Origin of the sequence: Levilactobacillus hammesii DSM 16381 (assembly GCF_001434395.1) — a bacterium.
Lineage (GTDB): Bacteria > Bacillota > Bacilli > Lactobacillales > Lactobacillaceae > Levilactobacillus > Levilactobacillus hammesii.
Genome location: NZ_AZFS01000065.1, coordinates 1 through 19,326, shown reverse-complemented (window position 1 = coordinate 19,326; position 19,326 = coordinate 1). Strand labels below are relative to the sequence as shown.

Below are 19,326 nucleotides of genomic sequence, written 5' to 3'. Positions count from 1 at the left end.
GGCCCTTGACCAGTCAGCAACAGTTCTGTCAATTATTAGCGGATCAACTGGCGAGCGGTTTCTCATTGCGCCAGTCATTACGTTTTAGCCAAATGGCCGGGAGCGGATTACCCGCGAGTGTTGCCCAAATTGAGGCGCAATTGCTGACCGGACAAGACTTTGTAACGTGCTTAGCGCCTTATCTGCAGGCCAACGTGTATTTTCAGCTGCAGATTACGGCGGCACACGGCGACTTGGCCGTGGCATTGCAACGGGGAGCGACACTTCTCCAATTGATGGCAACGCAACGAAAACGATTAGGGCAGTTGTTGATGTATCCGTTGGGTTTACTCGTGGGGATGCTGGGCTTACTGATTACGTTGAAGGTGGGCATTCTGCCGCAGCTGCAGCAAGAGATTGCCCCCCAAACGGGAACGGCTAGCGCTTGGCAGCACTATGTCGTATTTGGCTTGGGTAGTGGCGTCATTCTGGCCGGCTACTTGGGTTGGCGTTGGTGGCACCAACAGACCCGATTACGGTTGGCCAGTTGGTACTTGCGTTGGCCGGTGGTTGGTCGAATCTTTCGCGCCTATTACGCCTACTACCTGACCACCAATCTGAGTCAATTGGTGGCCAGCGGATTAAGTGTGAAGCAGATGCTGGTGGTGCTCCACCAATTACCGGAGAGGGCATTACTCTATCAACTGGCAGAGATCCTGGAACAACGCCTGCGTGCGGGGCAGTCGCCGGTTATTTGGCTCCGGCAGCAAGCGTTTGTGCCACAACAGCTGGTGGTCTTGTTACAGAAAGGGCGCACGCACGAGCAGCTGACGCGGGAGCTGGAGGCGTATGGTCAGCTGCGCTATCGGGAATTACAGCGTTTGACCGAACAGGGATTGGCGATGGTGCAACCCGTTTTACTGACCGTCGTTGCCTTATTGATCGTCGGGGCCTATCTGAGCTTACTCTTACCGATGTACGGCAACTTGCAGGGCGTCTACCAATGAGAAAGCGGCAGGGGTTCACCTTAGTTGAAATGACAATCGTTCTCTTCATTATTTCCCTACTGGTATTGATTATTCTCCCCAATCTGAATGGTCAACGTCACCGGGCCCGTGGTATCCATCAGAACGCCATGGAAACAGTGGTTCAAGGCCAGGTCACGGCGTATCTCGACGATCATCAGACGGCAACCCATGTGACCTATGAGGTGTTGGAAAAGGGGCAGTACTTAACGGCACAACAGGTTAAACAAGCCAAACAAGAGGGCATTAAAATCCATGATGAACGACCGGAGCGTTAAACGGCGACAGGGGTTTACCCTATATGAGACCTTAGTGGTGTTGCTTATCGTGACGGGGTTGGGAACGTTAGTGGGTTTGCAGGCAACCGCCCAGCATCGAGCCGCTGCCGAACAAGCCTTTTGGCCGGCCTGGCAGCAGTTGTGGACGGCGGGCCGGCAGGTCGCTTTGGCTCGCAATGAGACGGTTGGCATCTTTGTCGACCGGAAGACCGGGATCGTGACGCTGGCGCAGGGGCAACCACGGCGGGTCTTTCGACGACTGGCACCACCCCGTGGGTTGCGCTGGGTTGATGGCAAGACGGGGTGGTCCATTTCACCGCAAGGCAATTCGGATGCATTTACGATGGAATGGTACAGCACGACCCACCATGTCTGGTGGTATCAGACCTTTCAATTAGGAGGCGCTTTGATCTATGTGGAAGCCACGAAGACCCGCCGTGAGAAGCGGTTGGCTAGTCCCTGATGCCCTGGTGGCATTAGGCATTGTTGCCTTGACGATTTTACTGGCCCAGCAAGCCCTGATGGTGACCCAACACAATGAGCAGATTCGGACGGCAAAGCTTCGACAAGTGCGTGCCCGGCATGACCAGGCATTACTAAAATGGGCAGCCACCCAATGAGTAAACGGCAGGGTTTTACCTTGGTTGAAGCGTTGCTTGCCTTAATCATTGCCTCAGGCATCTTTGTCCTGGCTAGTGGAACCGATCGGATCATCTTGAGGCCGCTACGTCAGGACCCCGTTGCCTGGCATCAGGTCATTCGGGTGTTGGAACAACCGGGACGCTACCGGGTAACGGGAATTGACCAGCAACAGCTTAATCTGGTAGATACGCAACATGACGATAAACCAGTCGCGGTGTGGTGTGATGCAAAAGGCACTCTCCGTCTGACCAACCAGCAGCATCAAGGATACTACCCCTTATTGCGGCGGGTTGAGGCGGTTCAATGGCGGCCGACTGCCTATGCGGGACTCATCGAATTACGACTTAAACAGGAGCGATTACCTTGGCAGACGACCATTCTCAATCTCAGCGGCACGGCTTTTTGACGCTGTGGGCCTTGTTCTCTTTAGCGGGCGTGAGCCTCATTTTACTCATTGTTCTGACCGGTCAATCGGCCAAACAACAGTCGACCCTTGAACTGATTCGAACCTATAATCGTTCGACTTCACAAATAGAACGCGCGATTAAGTCCCCCCAGCAACCATCAAATGGACACCCTAGAACGGTAAAACCCGGAGATTCGCCACAAAGATTGCTTGAATAACACCTGAAAAATCGGTAGTATAGATAACGGAAACGTTGAGTCATGTAAATTTCACAAGGAGGCGAAGCGTACTGTCACAAGAACAGACTGAAGCGCTCTTCAAGGTTTTGGATGAATCAACCACAACCCTGCAAGCAGCACTAAGCACATCTTACTTGGATGCGTTCATTGAGACGGGAGATAACCTACTTAATGGTCAAGTTCAGGTGGAAGATGGTCAGCCAGACGAGAAAACGGCAGCCGAATTAACCAAGCTGTACGCGCAAGTCGACTGGCAAAGTGACGATGCCGAAACGGTTCGCCGGGCGATTCAATTAGCCATGTTAAAAGCGATTCGTGTAGATGAGATTCAAGCCAACCATCAACTCACGCCAGATACGATAGCCTACATTATGGGTTACCTGGTCACACGGCTGGAGAAGGGGAAATCCGAACTGACGGTCACTGATTTGACGGTTGGGACGGGGAATCTCTTGACGGCGGTCTTGTCACAGTTGAAGGCAGTGGTCGATGGCGATATTAAGGCGTATGGGGTGGACAACGATGATACGATGTTGGCCATTGCACAGACGTCGAGTGATCTACAACAATTACCCATCGAGCTGATTCATCAAGACGCGTTGGAGCAGTTACTGGTACCAGCCAGTGATTTGATTGTCGCAGATCTGCCAATCGGCTATTATCCAATTGATGATAACGCCGCTAACTATCAGACCCATGCGGCTAGTGGCCATTCATTTGTCCATCATTTATTGTTAGAGCAAGCGCTCAATCAACTGAAGCCCGGGGGCATCGGCGTCTTTCTGGTGCCTTCGCAACTCTTCCAGACGGAAGAAGCGAAAGGCCTCTTGAAGTGGCTAGCTGGTAACGCCTACCTGCAGGGGTTATTAAACCTTCCAAGTGAGCTCTTTATGAATGCCAACGCCCAAAAGGCCATTCTGATTTTACAGAAGCCGGGTGCTGGTGCCAAGCAGGTTGAACAGGTAATGTTGGGTGAGTTCCCATCATTTAAAGAACAATCAGCATTTCAAAAGTTTGTTGCGGAGATCGTCCAATGGGAAGAACAAAACCTGCTGACGGACCGCTCATAAAAGGAGAAATTACCAAATGGGAAAATCATTAGCAATTAACGCCGGAAGTTCTACGTTAAAGTTCAAGTTATTCCAAATGCCAGAAGAAAACGTCATCGCTGAAGGGGCCATTGACCGGATTGGTCTGGGCAATTCTTTAGTTGAGATCAAGTATGGCGATGGTGAAAAGTACAAGACTCATGAAGAAGTCAGTGACCACAAGGAAGCCATCCAATTAATGTTGGATCAATTGACCGACTTAAAGATCATCACGGACTTCAACGAAATCACGGGGATTGGTCACCGGGTCGTTGCCGGTGGTGAAGAGTTTAAGGACTCCGCTGTGATTGACGATGATGTTTTACAGAAGATCAAGGACTTGGCTGAATACGCACCATTGCACAACCCAGCCGCAGCTATGGGCATCGAAGCCTTCAAGAAGATCTTGCCTAACGTCTTGAGTGTGGCTGTCTTTGACACGTCCTTCCACACGACGATGCCAGAAGTTAACTACATGTATGCGATCCCTTACGAATACTACGAAAAGTACGGGGCACGTAAATATGGGGCACATGGGACCAGTCACCGTTACGTGGCCCACCGCGCCGCTGCAATGTTGGGCAAGCCATTAGAAGACTTGAAGCTGATCACGCTGCATATCGGTGCTGGTGGATCGATTACGGCCATTAAAGATGGTAAGTCATACGACACGTCCATGGGCTTCACGCCACTGGCCGGGATTGAAATGGCTACGCGTTCTGGGGACATCGATGCGTCCTTAGTTGCTTACCTGATGGAAAAGCTGAACATCGACAAGCCAAGCGATATGATCAACATCTTAAACAAGAAGTCTGGTCTGGTTGGGGTTTCCGGTGTCTCCGCAGATATGCGTGAGTTGGAAGCCGTTCAGGACAAGAATCACCGTGCCAAGTTAGCACGTGACATGTTCATCAACCGGATCGTTCGTTACGTTGGGGCTTACTTGGCTGAATTGGGTGGTGCTGACGCCATTGTCTTCACTGCCGGTGTTGGTGAAAACGACATCATGATTCGTCAAGAAGTCGCTGATAAGTTGAACTACTTCGGGATTGCGGTTGACCCAGAAAAGAACGATATTCGTGGGGTTGAACGTGACCTGAGTGCCGCTGGTTCAAAGATTAAGACGCTCCTAATCCCAACGGATGAAGAATTAATGATTGTTCGCGATATCGAACGGTTACGCAAATAGTTAGACAGACACCTTTTCGATTTTATTCGGAAAGGTGTTTTATTTCATCGAAAGTTGAACATTTTTCATGTAAATGGTTTTAAAGTGAATCAAATTCGTTTATACCGGGCTTCAACGCTGTTTAGTTAGTCGAACTAACCAGCATTGGAACTGGCATTGCCCATTCAGATGTGTATAATATATTTCAACAAAGGGGCGATTAAGATGAAAGAAAGTCAATCGAATAACAACCAGGAATTTTCGCGGGGATTGCAAAGCCGCCACGTCCAGCTGATTGCTCTTGGGGGAACAATCGGCACGGGACTCTTCTTGGGAGCTGGCCAATCCATTCATTTAGCGGGGCCATCCATTATTTTGGCCTACCTGGCCACGGGAATTATGTGTTTCTTGTTAATGCGAGCACTTGGGGAACTGCTACTTTCTGACCTCGAGGTTCACTCCTACATTGATTTTATTAAACGGTACTTGGGTGACAACATGAGCTTTGTTGCCGGATGGACGTACTGGGTTTGTTGGATTACCATTGCGATGGCCGAGGTCACAGCGGCCGGGCAATACATGCAGTTCTGGTTCCCGCACTTACCGTCTTGGGTCACGGCCTTAACACTGTTGGCCATTCTATTAGCTCTAAATTCAGTGACCGTCAGTGCTTTTGGGGAAACTGAATTCTGGTTTGCCATTATTAAGATCGTGGCTATTGTTGCCCTGATCTTAGCCGGCGCCTACATGGTGGCCGTTCATTTTCCAACGCCAGCGGGTCATGCAAGTGTGACCAATTTGGCCAGCGGCGGCTTCTTCGCCAACGGTGCCAAGGGCTTCTTCCTGTCCTTCCAAATGGTTCTCTTCAGCTTTGTCGGGATTGAAATGGTGGGGATGACCGCTTCCGAGACGGCCAATCCGAAGAAGGTCCTGCCTAAAGCGATCAATGAAATTCCCTTGCGGATCATTCTCTTCTATTTAGGGTCGCTGTTAGCCTTGATGTGCATTTACCCTTGGCAAGCTGTTTCGCCAACCAGCAGTCCCTTCGTTCAGGTGTTCAAGAACGTCGGCATTCAATCCGCTGCCGCAGTGATTAACTTCGTGGTTCTGACGGCGGCCGCATCGGCCTGCAACAGCTCGCTGTTCACGACCGGGCGGATGCTCTTCTCCCTGACATACGGGGGCGAAGGCCATTTCGCCAAACGCATGGGGACCTTGTCACGGTCACAGGTACCCACCCACGCGCTACGGTTCTCAACGGTGGTCATTGCCGTTTCCGTCTTTCTTAACTTTATCATTCCCGGGCACGTCTTCGCGTTTGTCTCCAGTATCGCCACGACCTGCTTCCTGTTTATCTGGGGCGCCATTGTCGTTGCCCACATCAAGTACAAGAAGCAACAGACCCCGTTGGAACGTCGCAATAGCACCTTTAAGATGCCGTTCTTCCCAATGAGTGATTATTTCATCCTGGCTTTCTTGGGGATGGTGGCGGTGGTTCTCTTGTTCAGGGTCGACACCTTGATTGCCTTGATCGGGTCCATTCTTTGGCTAGTTGGCCTCAGTATTGGCAAGCGATTCCGCGATCGCCGTGTCGCTGCAAGTCTGATTAATTCTGATAAGTAAATCAAGTAAGGGCTCCGTCGACTGGCGGGGCCCTTTTTGTGAGAATGAGGTCAGCGAAGATAGAAGCGAAGTGCTAGGATGGAAGTAGGGCTATTTTTCGGTATAGCGATCATTAAAAAGTTAAATGAGGTGTTAGGATGCAAAACGTAAAAATTGCGGGACGCACGGTGCCCGTTATTGGCATTGGAACGTGGCACATGGGTGATCGGCCCGCACAACGGGAAACGGAGATTGCGGCGATTCAGGCGGGCATTGCTGCCGGCGCACGCGTCATCGATACCGCTGAAATGTACGGCTCTGGTCGAGCGGAGAATTTAGTGGGTGAGGCACTGCAGCCTTATCACCGGGAGGACCTCTTCTTGATTTCTAAAGTTCTGCCCGAGAATGCATCCCGACAGCGCATGGCCGCCAGCTTAGAGGCGAGTCTCCAGCGCTTACGGACGGATTATTTGGATCTTTACCTCTATCATTGGCGGGGGAGTGTTCCCTTGGCTGAAACGGTCGCCGAATTACAGCGTCTCCAACAGACGGGGAAGATTCGGGCTTGGGGCGTGTCGAATTTTGACATCGCCGACCTCAAAGAGCTCTGGCAACTTCCTGGCGGTGACCAGGCGGCGGCTAACGAGGACCTGTATCATTTGGGAAGTCGGGGCTTAGACTACGCCGTTCTGCCGTGGCAGGCGGAACATGACTTGCCCCTGATCGCGTATTCGCCAATTGCCCAGGGAGACTCGTGGGGCCAGCATCTCGCAACCAATGCGACCGTCAAGCAGATTGCCGTGGCGCACCAGGCAACGGTCTATCAGGTCTTACTCGCGTGGGTTATTCGCCAGCCACAGGTGTTGGCCATTCCGCAGACCAGTTCGGTTGCCCACATGGAACAGAATTTAGCCGCAGGTGAGTTGCGGTTGTCAACGCAAGAACTGGCGGCATTGGACCAACAATTTCCGCGTCCAACACAGAAGGAACGTCTCGATATTATTTAAGAAGGAGCTAGGCTATGCAATACTTTACGTCAGACACACATTTCTTCCATAAAGATTTACTGGGGATGAACGATTTTGCTCCCCGGCCATTTGCTAACGTTGAAGAGATGAATCAGACCATCATCGATAACTGGAATGCGCGGGTGGCCCCAACGGACACGGTCTACCATCTTGGGGATATTGCCCTGTACTTTACGCGGCCGGCCGTGAAATCCGATGAGGCGGTGGCCGAGGTCTTGTCGCAACTGAATGGACACCTGGAACTAATCAAGGGCAACCACGATAGTCGCGCGCTCTTTAAGTATTTGGCCGCCCACAATCCGGTAGACCACGGTCAGGAAAAATATACCTTCCATGATGTGGGGGCACTGATCAAATACGATCACCGGCAATACTACATGACCCACTACCCGATGATGCTGGGAATTGTGAAGCAGATTGTCAATCTCCATGGGCACATTCACCACTACGCCGTGCCCGTTAAAGAAAATATCAATGTCGGTGTGGATACGCCGGAAACCCGCTATTTAAAGGAACAGGTGCCTTTTGGGACGCCGTTTTCAACCAGTGAAATCGAGGAAATGGTGACGGGAAAGGCTAAGGAATTTCAGGATAAGCAGTAGTGGCAGTTTGCAGTGAGCCGGGGGATGGTGACGGTCACGGGTTGCGCCACGATGCGCTCTCAAGTTATTCGTGAGAAGTGGCATTGCGCTTGACCGGGGCCCCTTGATGCCGTAGGATTAAACACAGTGTTAAGAGGAGCTAAGAGAACATGGAACAGATTACCATCCTGCATACAAATGACCTGCACTCTCACTTTGAGAACTGGCCACGGATTCGACGTTACCTGGCAGCGGCCAAGGCGAGTGCGCAAGCAGCCGGTCACACGGTGTATACGTTTGATCTGGGCGACAACATGGATCGCGTTCACCCCGTGACGGAGGCCACTAATGGCCAAAAGAACGTGGAACTCATGAATCAAATTGGGTATGATGCCGTGACCATTGGGAACAACGAGGGCCTTAGTTATATGCGAGCCCAGTTGGATCACCTCTACGACTACGCCAACTTTCTGGTCGTTTTAGGAAACCTGCTGACCGCAGATACGCATGAGCTGCCGAAATGGGCGGTTGATCACCGTGTGTTGACCACCAAGTCTGGGACACGCGTCCTGGTCTTAGGGCTCACTGCGCCTTATCAATTGACATATCCATTGGCAGGGTGGTTACCGGTCGAGGTGGATACGGCACTGTCACAGTTGTTGACGACATATGCGGCTGACTTCGACGTCTGTGTTCTGCTCTCCCATCTGGGGGTGGACGTGGATCGTCAGATTGCCAAACGCTACCCACGGGTCAACGTGATCATTGGTAGTCACACGCACCATTTGTTTGTTAACGGGGAACAGGACCACCACAGCCTGTTGGCGGCGGCTGGCAAATTTGGCCGCTACGTGGGTAAAATTGAGCTCACGGTGGACTCGCAGCACCGCGTTAAGGCCGCCACAGCTAGTGTGGTGGAGACGGCAACGCTTCCCGAAGAGCCGGGTGATGCGGCCGAGATTCAGGGCCTACATGATCTGGGGACGGATATCTTGTCTGAACAGCGTGTCGCCGATCTGCCGGTTACGATGGAGTCTGATCTGACCGGGCAACCCCGGCTGGTTCGTGAGGGGCTGCATGCGATTGCGGAATATGCGGGGACGCAGGCGGCGATTCTGAACGCCGGCCTCTTCCTGGAGGATCTGCCACGTGGCGTGGTCAATCAGAACCAGTTGCACCAGATCCTACCGCATAACATGCACGTCATGACGGTGACCCTGAGTGGCTACGATCTATGGCGTTTAATCCAAGAGTTCGAATTGGCCCGGTTGTTCTTACGCCACTTCCACCAAAAGGGGATGGGCTTTCGTGGCAAAATCTTTGGGGAGATCAACTACCTGGGGATTGCTTACGACCAACAGACCCATCAGGTGACATGGCGGGGAGAACCGCTCTCACCCAATCGGCAGTATAAGATTGCTGTATTGGACCATTACTTGTTTATTCCATTTTTCCCAACCATCTCGATCGTGGGGAAAAATCACATTTTATACCAAGACCTATTACGGGAAGTGTTCGCCCAGTATCTCGGTGAACACTACCCCTTAAACCAAGACTAGAGAGGATGACGACGGTGGATCGCAAAGATTTAGAGGCACTGGTTGCCGAACAACGAGAAAGCCGGGAGCCGGCAGCAGAGGTCGTGCGGGTGGATGAAACACACCTGACGATTAATGGTCACCCCTATGAGGTGGTGGCCGATGTTCGTGACGGTTTTGATTTTGCGGAATTTTCGCGGCGCTTTAGCACCATCTTAAGTAAATTTGATTATATCGTGGGTGACTGGGGCTTCGAGCAGTTGCGGTTGAAGGGTTTTTATGCCGAAGACCGGGCTGGCGCTAAGCAAAATCAGATTGATGCGGTGCAGGACTACCTCTATGAATCCTGCAACTTTGGCTGTGCCTACTTTATTCTGCACAACCTGGACGTGAAGGCGGCCCCAAAGCCTCGGCGGAGTCGATCACGACGGCGCAATGGTAACAAGCCAGCGCAACAGAATCAGACGGCAAATAAGGCACAAAGCAAGACGCCCAATAAATCACAGAATCAACCGAAACGGCCGGCTACCGAGAAGACGCCAACCAACGGCGGCAATACAGGTAACGGCAATTCGGGTAATGGGAACCATCGGCGGCGCTCACGGCATTCGCGTCGGCGGAATAACAATCACCCGTACGAAGAACACCGGACGACGACACAACCGAAGACGGACACCGCTAAGACGGTCACCGTCGCTACGGGTGGTCAGGGACGCCGTCATTTTACAATTCGGCAGAAAAAAGAGAATTAGGGAGAAGTTGCAATGAAAAATTATCAGGCCTATTTAATCGACTTGGACGGCACGGTTTATGCAGGGAGCAAGCGGTATCCGAAGGCCAAGGCCTTTGTAGAACGGATTCAGGCGGCCCACATCCCGTTTAAATTTGTGACGAATAATACCACGAAGCTGCCCGTTGATGTGGTGGCTAATTTAGCAGACAATCACGATATCCACGTGACAACCGATAACGTCTATACGGCGGGATTGGCTACGGCAGACTTCTTAGACGAACGAGCCGGCAAGACGGGCAAACGAACGGTCTACGTGGTGGGGGAGATTGGCCTGAATCAGGCACTGGCAGCCAAGGGCTTTACGGTTGATGAAGATCATCCAGAGTACGTGGTCGTGGGGCTTGATAGTGACGTGACCTATGAAAAATTTGCTAAGGCTATCTTGGCCATTCGGAGTGGGTCGACGTTCATTGGGACGAACTCGGATTCCAACATTCCTAAGGCTCGTGGATTGATGCCGGGCGCTGGTGCCCTGGTTGATTTGGTGCGGTATGCTACACAGACGGAACCCATCTTTGTGGGGAAGCCGGAACCCATCATCTTGCAGAATTCTTTGGAAATGATGGGAATTGCACCGGATCAGGCGTTAATGGTCGGTGATAATTATCAGACGGATATTCTCGCGGGGATTCGTGCGGGAGTTGACACGTTGTTGACCTATACCGGGGTTTCAACGCCGGAGCAGGTGGCTCAGCAGAAGATTCAGCCCACTTATACGGTGCCTGATTTAGCTCATTGGGACATCGAGGTGGGGCCAGTTGACTAGGTGGCAACGTGGCGTGGGGTTGACTGCGCTAATTTTATTGCTCTTAACGTTAAGTATCTTTTTGACGATCAATGCCGTGTGGTTGTATCGACTGGATATTCACTGGTTGAATATTAGTCAGACCGTTCAGATGGCTCCCCACAAGATTATGCGAAACTACTATCAGATGCTGGGGTACCTTGAGTTGCCGTGGGTGACTGATTTAAAGATGACCGACTTTCCAACGTCCTTCACGGGGATGATCCACTTTCATGACGTGAAGAAGCTGTTTTTATTGAATAATGTTGTATTGCTCCTGAGTCTTTATCCAGCTGGGTGGTATTTCCGCCGGTTAAAGCGCTATGACGAGCGGTGGCGGTTGATTCGACCCATGCAGGTGGCCACGGTGGTTCCGGTGGTTTTAGCGGCGATCATGGCCGTTGATTTCAATGACTTCTTTATTGATTTTCATAAACTACTTTTTCGGAACAATGATTGGTTGTTTGACCCGAGTTTGGACCCAATTATTACGGCATTGCCGGACACGTTTTTTCTCCACTGTTTTATTCTGGCCTTTGTGTTGTTTGAGGCGGGGTTACTCTGGCTGTATTGGCTGGGGCGGCAGTCGTTTAAGCATGTGGGCGAAACGAACTCGCAAAAGAAAAATTAGAATTGAATACAAATACGCAACCAACAGAAATTTTGTCGGTTGCGTATTTTTGTTTGAAAAGATTAGATTTGATGATTATGGCGAAATTCACTTGGTGACGTGTGCATGCAGGCTGAAAATTTACGACTAAGGTAATAGCCATCAGAGTAACCAGCTTTAGTAGCAACTGTGTCGATAGGAAGATCGGTGGTAATTAAGAGTTGTTGGACTGCTCGCATTTTCAGATGTTCAAGGTATTGGACAGGTGTAATCCCCACTTCGCATTTAAATCGGCGAGAAAAATAGGCAGAACTCCAGCCGATCTCTTGCGCAACTTCATTAATGGTAATCTGATCCTGGTAATGGGTTGCCATAAAGGCAACGGCGGCTTTGATCGATGGAGAATGAATGGTGGGGTGATGTTGCTCAAATAGTCGCCGATAGAGTTCGGTATTAAAAATATCCGCAATGAAGTGATTTTGGAGGACACTGACTTCATCTGAGGGACAATATTCGAGCTGCCGCAAATAAGAACAATCTTCTAGGATACGGTCGTTAGCCTGGGCAAAGTGACCGAGTAGATCTTGATCCTTAAAAAAATGTGAGGTGAAGTTAAACCGGATAAAATGAAACGTTAGGGGATGAACTACCCGTCGGCGAAATTCAACTTGAGGGGGACAAAGAAGAATACTGTCACGATGGGCCTGGCCCGATTGATTGCCGATTTGATAGTTACAATCACCATCTTCGATAATATACATGACCCAGAAGTTTTCCGTGTCAGAATGCAAGAGAAAATGTGGCTTTTCCTGCCAAAATGTATACTGGTTCGTTTCAATTGTGAGCATTTTAACACTACCTCCCCCAAAATGGTCAGGTCAAAAAAAGAAAAATAAATGACAAAAAAGGAAATTGTAAGCGCTACCTTCTACATTCATAATAATAGACGTCAACTAAATAAACAAGGGGTCGTGAATTCTATGAAGAGTCGCTCACAAACTTTTGACGTTGTTGTCATTGGTGGTGGATTGGCCGGCATTTGTGCAGCTATCAGTAGTGCTAGGGTCGGTTGTCACGTAGCGTTAGTCCAAAATAGAAGTGTTTTAGGTGGTAATTCTAGTAGCGAGATTCGAGTGTGGGTCGGTGGTGCTTCTAAGCATGGTATTAACCGATACGGTCGCGAAAATGGCATTATGGGGGAACTGTTTGTTGAGAACCAGTATCGTAATCCTGATGGTAATCCCTATCTCTGGGATGTCTTGCTTTTGGAGAAAGTGCGTGCGGAACCCAACATCTCGTTGTATCTGGATACGGAAGTCTTACAAGTTGAGATGAAGGACGAGCAGACAATTCAATCAGTGACGGGTTTTGTCCAAGGGTCGGAAACGCAACTGACATTTGTCAGCAATTACTTTATCGATTGTACAGGCGATGGCGTGGTGGCATTTAATGCCGGTGCGGACTATCACCTTGGACGAGAATCGCGTGAAGCTTTCGGTGAGTCGTTAGCACCGAAAGTAGCTGATCAAAAATTACTAGGAAGCTCTCTATTTTTCTATACGAAAGATGTTGGCCACCCAGTCACATTTGTTAAGCCATTCTTTGCTAGGGACATTACACAGACGGAAATTGTTAAGAGCAGGGTGATTAAAAAAGACGATAACGGCTGTGCTTATTGGTGGATCGAATGGGGCGGTGATCACGACATTGTTCATGATAATGAGATGATTCGTGATGAATTGCAAGCTGCTGTTTACGGAATCTGGGATTATATTAAGAATTCAGGGAACTACGATGCCGATAATTTGACGTTAGAATGGGTTGGCTCTGTCGTAGGGAAACGAGAATACCGTCGTTTCTTGGGTGACTATGTCTTACGCCAGCAAGACATTGAAGAACAGACAGATTTTGTGGATAAGGTTGCTTTTGGTGGGTGGTCGATTGATATCCACCCGGCTTCGGGGATGTATACCAAAGAAGCTGGGACGGAAGACTCTGTGCCTGATGGTCTTTACCACATTCCATTGCGGTCGTTGTATTCCAGAAACATCCATAACTTGTTTTTAGCGGGCCGAGACATTAGTGTCAGTCACGTAGCCTTTGGCTCAACGCGGGTCATGGCAACCTGTGCGATTGGTGGCCAAGCTGCTGGACTAGCAGCTGCCTTTGCGTGGAGTCGAGGGATAATGGCGAGAGACATCTATCAGAATCATTTAGCGGAATTTCAGCGCGTCATGCTTCGTGAGGATAGTGCCATTCTAGGTTTAGGTTTAACTGATTCCGATGATTTAATGCCACAGGCATCCGTTACGGCAAGTCACAGCCTAACGACGATTAATACATACCGCGAGGACAGTCGAATTTATCCATTAACCAAGCCTGTTGCCTTCATGTTTCCAGTGAATCCTGAGGTCCGGGCAGTGGACTTGATGGTGGATGCTCAGCAGGCCGGTAATCTACAAGTGAGCTTTTATCAGACTGGTAAGGGACAAAACTACATTCCAGATAAGTTATTGAAGACTGAGCATGTCACTGTTGCGGCACAAACGCACGGATGGGTGACGATTCCATTTGTGTGGCGACCAGATCAGCCGCAGAATGTTTTTGTGAAGGTTACAGGAGAAGATCATCTTAATTTGCGAGTCAGCCGGCAGGCCTTTCAGGGGGTCCTTAGTTTTATCAATGAGCCAGTGGGTGAGTTAAAACAACCGAAACTCCATCACTTTGTTCGGACGAGTCCTATTCTGAAATGGACGAATCAAACCTTCAATCGGGAAAATTTTGTTTTTCGGGTAGATCAGACAGCAGCATTCACCCCTGAGAAGGTTACTAATGGTTACATTCGTCCGTTCTCCGGTCCAAACATGTGGGTAGCACCGGTTCGGAACCAACCTGAGAATGTGACGTTTGAATGGACTAAGCCACAAACGATTCAAGAAGTTCGTATGATTCTTAACGATGATCTCAATGAGGATCTCATCAATCTTCATCACCATCGCACAGCATTTCCGATTATGCCAGAATTACTGAAGGATTTTACCGTGGACTACTTGACGGACCAAGGGTGGCAGACTTTGGCGAACATTCAGGCCAACAGAAAACGACACGTGATTATACGGTTGCCAGAAGCAATTAGGACGCAGCGTATACGGATACGCACGTTGGCAACTAACGGGAGTGAACAATTTTCAATTGTTGAAGTCCGTGCCTATTCAACCATTCAAACATTAAGAAAAGGAGTCGATACTCATGAAGGAGACTAAAACAGCCACGGCGATCAAGGCTAAGCCCAAGTTGTCTACGCATATTCGTTACATTGTCTTAGCTTTAATCTTCGTCAACATCATTATTAACTATATGGATCGAACTAATGTCTCGATCGCCATGCCCGAGATGGCCAAGGATATTGGCCTATCTACGGTACAGCAAGGACTGATTTTCTCAGCATTTGGCTGGATTTACGCGGCCATGCAGATTCCTGGTGGAATTCTACTGGACAAATTGGGATCACGGATCACGTATACAATTAGTCTTTTCTTCTGGTCAGTGATTACGGTGTTCCAGTCAATGGTAGGGAACTTTGGTCAACTTTTAGGGCTCCGATTGGGGATTGGGTTCTTTGAGGCGCCGGTTATGCCAGCAAACAATCGAGCAGTTTCTTATTGGTTTCCAGATGACGAGCGGGGAACGGCGATTGGAATTTATTCCTCGGCCCAATTTTTAGGATTAGCTTTTTCAACGCCTATTTTGTTTGCCATTCATAAGAGCATTGGCTGGCAAGGGCTGTTCATTGTGACAGGGATTATCGGTATTATTTGGTCTATCGTGTGGTTTGTCATTTATCATGATCCGCAGAAGAGTCGGTGGATTGGAGCTGACGAACTCGAGTATATCCAAGCTGGTGGTGCGATTACAGAAGAAGAGTTTATTAAAGAGAAAAATCAGCAACCCAAGGCTAAACTAACCTGGGCGAATGTGCGCAAACTATTCAATCGGCGACTAATTGGGATCTACATAGGGCAGTTTGCAATTTCTGGAACATTTTGGTTCTTCTTGACTTGGTTCCCAACTTATCTGACCGAGGCAAAGCACATTAATTTTCTTCAATCGGGGATGTTATCAAGTATTCCGTATCTTTCGGCCTTTGCAGGTGTTATCTTAGCTGGCTATGTCTCTGATCGTTTGCTAAAGGGAAAGCATTCTGAGAGTTTTGCGCGGAAACTACCGGTGATTGCAGGATTACTCTTAACGCTTTTGATTATGGGGGCAAACTTTACGACTAACCCGGTTCTAATCATTATGTTTATGTCGATTGCCTTTTTCGGCAATGGCTTGGCAACGATCACGTGGGTATTCGTTACCGCCTTGGCTCCTAAAGAATTGATTGGATTAGCGGGTGGGATGTTTAACTTTTGTGGTGCACTTTCTTCTATAGTGGTGCCAATTGTCATTGGATTCTTGGTTGCCAATGGCAACTTCTCCTCAGCATTGGTCTTCATCGCATTCATTGCTCTTTTAGGCGCACTGTCCTACATCTTTATCGTAGGAAAAATTGATTTACCTAAGACGGACGAGAAATAAAGCCAATATAAAAATGGTACCGACATCGCTGTCAGTACCATTTTTTACGTTACATTTAATCGTCTTCCGGAATCCGACGTGGTGCGGGATGTGAAGGACGCCGACCGCGTAACCAACCTACAATAGCTGGGATAAGGGAAATCACAATGATTCCCAAGACGACGGCCGAGAAGTGTTCCTTAACGAATGGAATGTTACCGAAGAAGTAACCGCCACCGCAACAGATGAAGACCCAAGTCAGCGCCGCACTGACGTTGTACTTCAGAAAGCGGCGATAGGGGAACTGTGAACCAGCCGCCGTGAATGGGACGAAGGTTCGGATGATGGGCATGAACCGGCCCAAGAAGATTGCCAACGGGCCATGCTTCTTGAAGAACTGTTCGGACTGCGCCAATTTATCCTTATTAATCAGCTTGCCAAACCAGGAATGGTTCGACAGTGCTGCACCGGCACGACCGCCGAGATAGAAGTTAAGCGAATCACCAGCAATGGCCGCCAATAGGAAGATGGCAACGAATAGCCAAATGTTAAGGCCATATGCTGGGTTAGCGGCCAGGGCAGCCGCAGCGAAGAGCAGTGAATCCCCTGGTAAGAAGGGCAGAATCACGGCACCAGTCTCCACAAAGATGATGGCAAACAAGATGAGGTAGGTGGACCCACCAAAGGTATTGACGATGTTTACCAGGTGATCGTCAATGTGGAGAACAAAATCAATTAAATAGGCCATTTAGGTGCTCCTTAGTTGTTATTTGATAATACCCACATTGTAAAAGTTTTTTATCCCAATGTCAGCAGGTCCGGCGAAGCTTAATGAAATTGTGATAATTATTTAAACGGTGTATCTTGTTCGTTGGCATCGTCGTGTGCGAGGCGGGCTGCCCCTGCAGCGGCGATGGCGCCAACCAGATCATCGAGAAAAGTGTGAATGATCCCGGGTTCGTGGGCGTTTAATTTGGCAAGGATACCAGGCTTGGTCCGGTCAATGTAACCGTAGTTGGTGAATCCAATCGATCCGTAGAGGTCAACAATGGATAGCGCCATGGTTTCATCAACACCGTAGAGCCCTTCATCACGTTCAACGATGGTTTGAAGAGGTTCCATCAGGGTGTGATGCTCGGCGGCAATGTCCAATTGAATACCAGTGATCACGGCATTTTGAACTTCTCGTTTGTTGAGGACGGTTTGAACACTGTGCAGAGCCATGTCTGGTGTTAAGTCTGTAATGAAGTCTTTTTGCAGGTAGATTACGAGATCAGCAATGTCTGTCAGCTCAACACCCCGTTCGTGAAGAAGATCGATGGTCCGTTGGCCGTATGCAGTGGATGGTTTAATCATATTATATAGAAACTTCCTTTCGCGTTAATTTGATAAGTCTAGTATAGCACCAGTGACATCAGTTGCATTTTTCCGTGCTGGCGGTGATAATAGACAACTAGATAACGGTTTTGAAAGATATGGAGGATAATTATGACAAAGTTTCCACAAATTGATTTGGCTAACGCCAGGGGTCCACAAGTAACGATTGAAACGTCCATGGGGACCATTCAGCTGCAACTCTTCCCCGAACAAGCACCAAAGACAGTTGAAAACTTTGTAACGCACGCTAAAGCTGGTTACTACGATGGGATGACTTTCCACCGGGTGATTCCTAACTTTATGATTCAAGGTGGGGATCCAACGGGTACTGGTATGGGTGGCGAGAGTATTTGGGGCCAACCCTTTGAAGATGAATTCTCACCAGAGCTATATAACTTGCGTGGGGCATTATCGATGGCGAATGCGGGTCCTAATACGAACGGCAGTCAATTCTTTATTGTTCAGGATAAGGACATGACTGATCAGATGCAATCACAGATGAAGGATGCAGGTTTCCCTGAAGAAATTGTAGATGCTTACAAGGATGGGGGAACCCCTTGGCTAGATTTCCGGCACACCGTGTTTGGACAAGTCATCAAGGGGATGGATGTCGTTGACGCCATTGCAGCCGTTAAGACGGATGCCAGTGATCAACCAGCTACGCCTGTGACGATGGATAAGGTGACAGTTAACGAATAATTTCTGATGAGGTATACGGATGGGAGATGAGACGATGGCATTTAAAATTGGTCAAAGAGTGACAGGACGAATTACGGGGATTCAACCGTATGGTGCATTTGTCAGCCTCGGTGGTCACCGTCAGGGCCTAATTCATATCTCGGAATGTCATTGTGGTTACGTGAAGGATATCCATGACTATTTGAAGGTTAATCAAGAAGTTAACGTGGTTGTGCTTGATATTGATGAGTTTACCGGTAAGATTAGCCTATCGTTACGTTGTTTAGAGCACGTTGATTTTGGACCAGAGCCAGATGAACATCAACATCGCCATTACTGGACGAACCACCGAATCAACATTGGTTTTAAGCCAATTGATGATCGGTTGGCGGGATGGAAGACCGAAGCATTACGGCATTTGAATCAGGAGAAAGCATCCTCATAACGGGGATGCTTTTATTTTTTGAAAAAATGCTTGACCAATGGGGAGATGATTGATAAGATATTACCTGTTGCTGTTTGAGACGACTGATGCATAAATAACAAGTTATTGAATAGTCATACAAATTTGAAATTTGTGCTTGACGAGTTAAACAGCAACTGATAGAATGGTTTATGTTGTCAAAACGTGATTCAAACGTTTTCTAGACATTCCGAAATGTTGAATAAATATTCAGGAAGTTGAAAAAAGATGTTGACATGGTTTTGACGACATGATATGATGATTAAGTTGATTACTTCGGTAATCACTTAGGTAGACCTTTGAAAACTGAACATTGTTTCGACAAACCAAATATGTGTAGGGCGGTTTGATAGTTATATCAAACCCAAACAATATTTGCGAAGTCAATTCGCTTTTAAAAAAAGTAACAACAATCGATGAGCTATTCAAGCGCATCATCTATAAGATGAGAGTTTGATCCTGGCTCAGGACGAACGCTGGCGGCATG

21 protein-coding genes are annotated in these 19,326 nt (G+C 48.8%); 18 read left to right on the top strand and 3 right to left on the bottom strand.

The annotated features are described in order from the left end of the window. The first annotated feature begins 5 nt into the window (after window positions 1–5). From FD28_RS12035 to FD28_RS11970, 14 genes are all read left to right on the top strand, one after another. Window positions 6–986, top strand: a complete 981-nt coding sequence (locus FD28_RS12035; protein WP_057735297.1) for a type II secretion system F family protein — start codon at window positions 6–8, stop codon at window positions 984–986. Then, entirely contained in the window at window positions 983–1,282 is a 300-nt protein-coding gene (locus FD28_RS12030; RefSeq protein ID WP_057735296.1) for a competence type IV pilus major pilin ComGC, read from the top strand. The genes FD28_RS12035 and FD28_RS12030 overlap by 4 nt, the downstream gene beginning before the upstream one ends. Next, window positions 1,260–1,745 carry a pilus assembly FimT family protein gene (locus tag FD28_RS12025; protein WP_235806902.1) on the top strand — a complete coding sequence of 162 codons (486 nt, stop codon included), beginning with the start codon at window positions 1,260–1,262 and terminating at the stop codon, window positions 1,743–1,745. Before FD28_RS12030 ends, FD28_RS12025 begins: the two co-directional genes overlap by 23 nt. A gap of 7 nt (window positions 1,746–1,752) precedes the next feature. Further along, the gene (locus tag FD28_RS12020) at window positions 1,753–1,902 is read left to right on the top strand and encodes a hypothetical protein (protein WP_235806901.1); all 150 of its coding nucleotides are present in this window, start codon (window positions 1,753–1,755) and stop codon (window positions 1,900–1,902) included. After that, the gene (locus tag FD28_RS12015) at window positions 1,899–2,330 is read left to right on the top strand and encodes a prepilin-type N-terminal cleavage/methylation domain-containing protein (protein ID WP_057735294.1); all 432 of its coding nucleotides are present in this window, start codon (window positions 1,899–1,901) and stop codon (window positions 2,328–2,330) included. Before FD28_RS12020 ends, FD28_RS12015 begins: the two co-directional genes overlap by 4 nt. A gap of 289 nt (window positions 2,331–2,619) precedes the next feature. Then, a complete protein-coding gene (locus FD28_RS12010) occupies window positions 2,620–3,639 on the top strand; it encodes an N-6 DNA methylase (protein ID WP_057735313.1) in 1,020 nt (339 codons plus the stop codon). A 16-nt stretch (window positions 3,640–3,655) separates the two neighbouring features. Then, on the top strand, window positions 3,656–4,846 hold the full coding sequence (locus tag FD28_RS12005) for an acetate/propionate family kinase (RefSeq protein ID WP_057735293.1): 1,191 nt from the start codon (window positions 3,656–3,658) through the stop codon (window positions 4,844–4,846). 204 nt (window positions 4,847–5,050) lie between these two features. Then, window positions 5,051–6,448, top strand: a complete 1,398-nt coding sequence (locus FD28_RS12000; RefSeq protein WP_057735292.1) for an amino acid permease — start codon at window positions 5,051–5,053, stop codon at window positions 6,446–6,448. 137 nt (window positions 6,449–6,585) lie between these two features. Further along, on the top strand, window positions 6,586–7,434 hold the full coding sequence (locus FD28_RS11995) for an aldo/keto reductase (RefSeq protein WP_057735291.1): 849 nt from the start codon (window positions 6,586–6,588) through the stop codon (window positions 7,432–7,434). Between the two features lie 14 nt (window positions 7,435–7,448). Next, the gene (locus tag FD28_RS11990; protein WP_057735290.1) at window positions 7,449–8,057 is read left to right on the top strand and encodes a metallophosphoesterase family protein; all 609 of its coding nucleotides are present in this window, start codon (window positions 7,449–7,451) and stop codon (window positions 8,055–8,057) included. A gap of 149 nt (window positions 8,058–8,206) precedes the next feature. Further along, entirely contained in the window at window positions 8,207–9,595 is a 1,389-nt protein-coding gene (locus FD28_RS11985) for a bifunctional metallophosphatase/5'-nucleotidase (RefSeq protein WP_057735289.1), read from the top strand. Between the two features lie 5 nt (window positions 9,596–9,600). Next, the gene (locus FD28_RS11980; protein WP_057735288.1) at window positions 9,601–10,326 is read left to right on the top strand and encodes a YutD family protein; all 726 of its coding nucleotides are present in this window, start codon (window positions 9,601–9,603) and stop codon (window positions 10,324–10,326) included. A 12-nt stretch (window positions 10,327–10,338) separates the two neighbouring features. Further along, window positions 10,339–11,133 (top strand): TIGR01457 family HAD-type hydrolase, encoded by a 795-nt coding sequence (locus tag FD28_RS11975; RefSeq protein WP_057735287.1) that lies wholly within the window; start codon window positions 10,339–10,341, stop codon window positions 11,131–11,133. Next, the gene (locus FD28_RS11970) at window positions 11,126–11,782 is read left to right on the top strand and encodes a TIGR01906 family membrane protein (protein ID WP_057735286.1); all 657 of its coding nucleotides are present in this window, start codon (window positions 11,126–11,128) and stop codon (window positions 11,780–11,782) included. The genes FD28_RS11975 and FD28_RS11970 overlap by 8 nt, the downstream gene beginning before the upstream one ends. A gap of 62 nt (window positions 11,783–11,844) precedes the next feature. Here FD28_RS11970 and FD28_RS11965 read toward each other — a convergent pair whose 3' ends face one another. After that, complete coding sequence (locus FD28_RS11965; RefSeq protein ID WP_057735285.1) at window positions 11,845–12,609, bottom strand: AraC family transcriptional regulator; 765 nt, start codon at window positions 12,607–12,609, stop codon at window positions 11,845–11,847. A 132-nt stretch (window positions 12,610–12,741) separates the two neighbouring features. Here FD28_RS11965 and FD28_RS11960 point away from each other — a divergent pair, with 132 nt between their 5' ends. Next, window positions 12,742–15,024 carry an FAD-dependent oxidoreductase gene (locus tag FD28_RS11960; RefSeq protein WP_057735284.1) on the top strand — a complete coding sequence of 761 codons (2,283 nt, stop codon included), beginning with the start codon at window positions 12,742–12,744 and terminating at the stop codon, window positions 15,022–15,024. Further along, the gene (locus FD28_RS11955; protein WP_057735283.1) at window positions 15,011–16,342 is read left to right on the top strand and encodes an MFS transporter; all 1,332 of its coding nucleotides are present in this window, start codon (window positions 15,011–15,013) and stop codon (window positions 16,340–16,342) included. Before FD28_RS11960 ends, FD28_RS11955 begins: the two co-directional genes overlap by 14 nt. A gap of 55 nt (window positions 16,343–16,397) precedes the next feature. On the opposite strand, the gene FD28_RS11950 is transcribed toward FD28_RS11955, so the two are convergent. Continuing rightward, complete coding sequence (locus tag FD28_RS11950; RefSeq protein WP_057735282.1) at window positions 16,398–17,069, bottom strand: VTT domain-containing protein; 672 nt, start codon at window positions 17,067–17,069, stop codon at window positions 16,398–16,400. 98 nt (window positions 17,070–17,167) lie between these two features. Further along, a complete protein-coding gene (locus FD28_RS11945) occupies window positions 17,168–17,677 on the bottom strand; it encodes a phosphatidylglycerophosphatase A family protein (RefSeq protein WP_057735281.1) in 510 nt (169 codons plus the stop codon). Window positions 17,678–17,809: 132 nt separating this feature from the next. Here FD28_RS11945 and FD28_RS11940 point away from each other — a divergent pair, with 132 nt between their 5' ends. Both FD28_RS11940 and FD28_RS11935 read left to right on the top strand, forming a co-directional pair. Continuing rightward, on the top strand, window positions 17,810–18,397 hold the full coding sequence (locus tag FD28_RS11940) for a peptidylprolyl isomerase (RefSeq protein WP_057735280.1): 588 nt from the start codon (window positions 17,810–17,812) through the stop codon (window positions 18,395–18,397). Window positions 18,398–18,431: 34 nt separating this feature from the next. After that, window positions 18,432–18,821, top strand: coding sequence for a CvfD/Ygs/GSP13 family RNA-binding post-transcriptional regulator (locus tag FD28_RS11935; RefSeq protein ID WP_057735312.1), 390 nt, complete (start codon window positions 18,432–18,434; stop codon window positions 18,819–18,821). Window positions 18,822–19,326: the final 505 nt, after the last annotated feature.

Excerpts from the sequence above, each read along its gene's own strand:
- FD28_RS12015 (WP_057735294.1), top strand. The coding sequence starts at position 1,899 with ATGAGTAAACGGCAGGGTTTTACCTTGGTTGAAGCGTTGCTTGCCTTA.
- FD28_RS11985 (WP_057735289.1), top strand. The coding sequence starts at position 8,207 with ATGGAACAGATTACCATCCTGCATACAAATGACCTGCACTCTCACTTT.
- FD28_RS11950 (WP_057735282.1), bottom strand. The coding sequence starts at position 17,069 with ATGGCCTATTTAATTGATTTTGTTCTCCACATTGACGATCACCTGGTA.
- FD28_RS11965 (WP_057735285.1), bottom strand. The coding sequence starts at position 12,609 with ATGCTCACAATTGAAACGAACCAGTATACATTTTGGCAGGAAAAGCCA.
- FD28_RS12005 (WP_057735293.1), top strand. The coding sequence starts at position 3,656 with ATGGGAAAATCATTAGCAATTAACGCCGGAAGTTCTACGTTAAAGTTC.
- FD28_RS11975 (WP_057735287.1), top strand. The coding sequence starts at position 10,339 with ATGAAAAATTATCAGGCCTATTTAATCGACTTGGACGGCACGGTTTAT.
- FD28_RS12030 (WP_057735296.1), top strand. The coding sequence starts at position 983 with ATGAGAAAGCGGCAGGGGTTCACCTTAGTTGAAATGACAATCGTTCTC.
- FD28_RS11955 (WP_057735283.1), top strand. The coding sequence starts at position 15,011 with ATGAAGGAGACTAAAACAGCCACGGCGATCAAGGCTAAGCCCAAGTTG.
- FD28_RS11980 (WP_057735288.1), top strand. The coding sequence starts at position 9,601 with ATGACGACGGTGGATCGCAAAGATTTAGAGGCACTGGTTGCCGAACAA.
- FD28_RS11935 (WP_057735312.1), top strand. The coding sequence starts at position 18,432 with ATGGCATTTAAAATTGGTCAAAGAGTGACAGGACGAATTACGGGGATT.
- FD28_RS11945 (WP_057735281.1), bottom strand. The coding sequence starts at position 17,677 with ATGATTAAACCATCCACTGCATACGGCCAACGGACCATCGATCTTCTT.
- FD28_RS11940 (WP_057735280.1), top strand. The coding sequence starts at position 17,810 with ATGACAAAGTTTCCACAAATTGATTTGGCTAACGCCAGGGGTCCACAA.
- FD28_RS11995 (WP_057735291.1), top strand. The coding sequence starts at position 6,586 with ATGCAAAACGTAAAAATTGCGGGACGCACGGTGCCCGTTATTGGCATT.
- FD28_RS11960 (WP_057735284.1), top strand. The coding sequence starts at position 12,742 with ATGAAGAGTCGCTCACAAACTTTTGACGTTGTTGTCATTGGTGGTGGA.
- FD28_RS12000 (WP_057735292.1), top strand. The coding sequence starts at position 5,051 with ATGAAAGAAAGTCAATCGAATAACAACCAGGAATTTTCGCGGGGATTG.
- FD28_RS12025 (WP_235806902.1), top strand. The coding sequence starts at position 1,260 with ATGATGAACGACCGGAGCGTTAAACGGCGACAGGGGTTTACCCTATAT.
- FD28_RS11990 (WP_057735290.1), top strand. The coding sequence starts at position 7,449 with ATGCAATACTTTACGTCAGACACACATTTCTTCCATAAAGATTTACTG.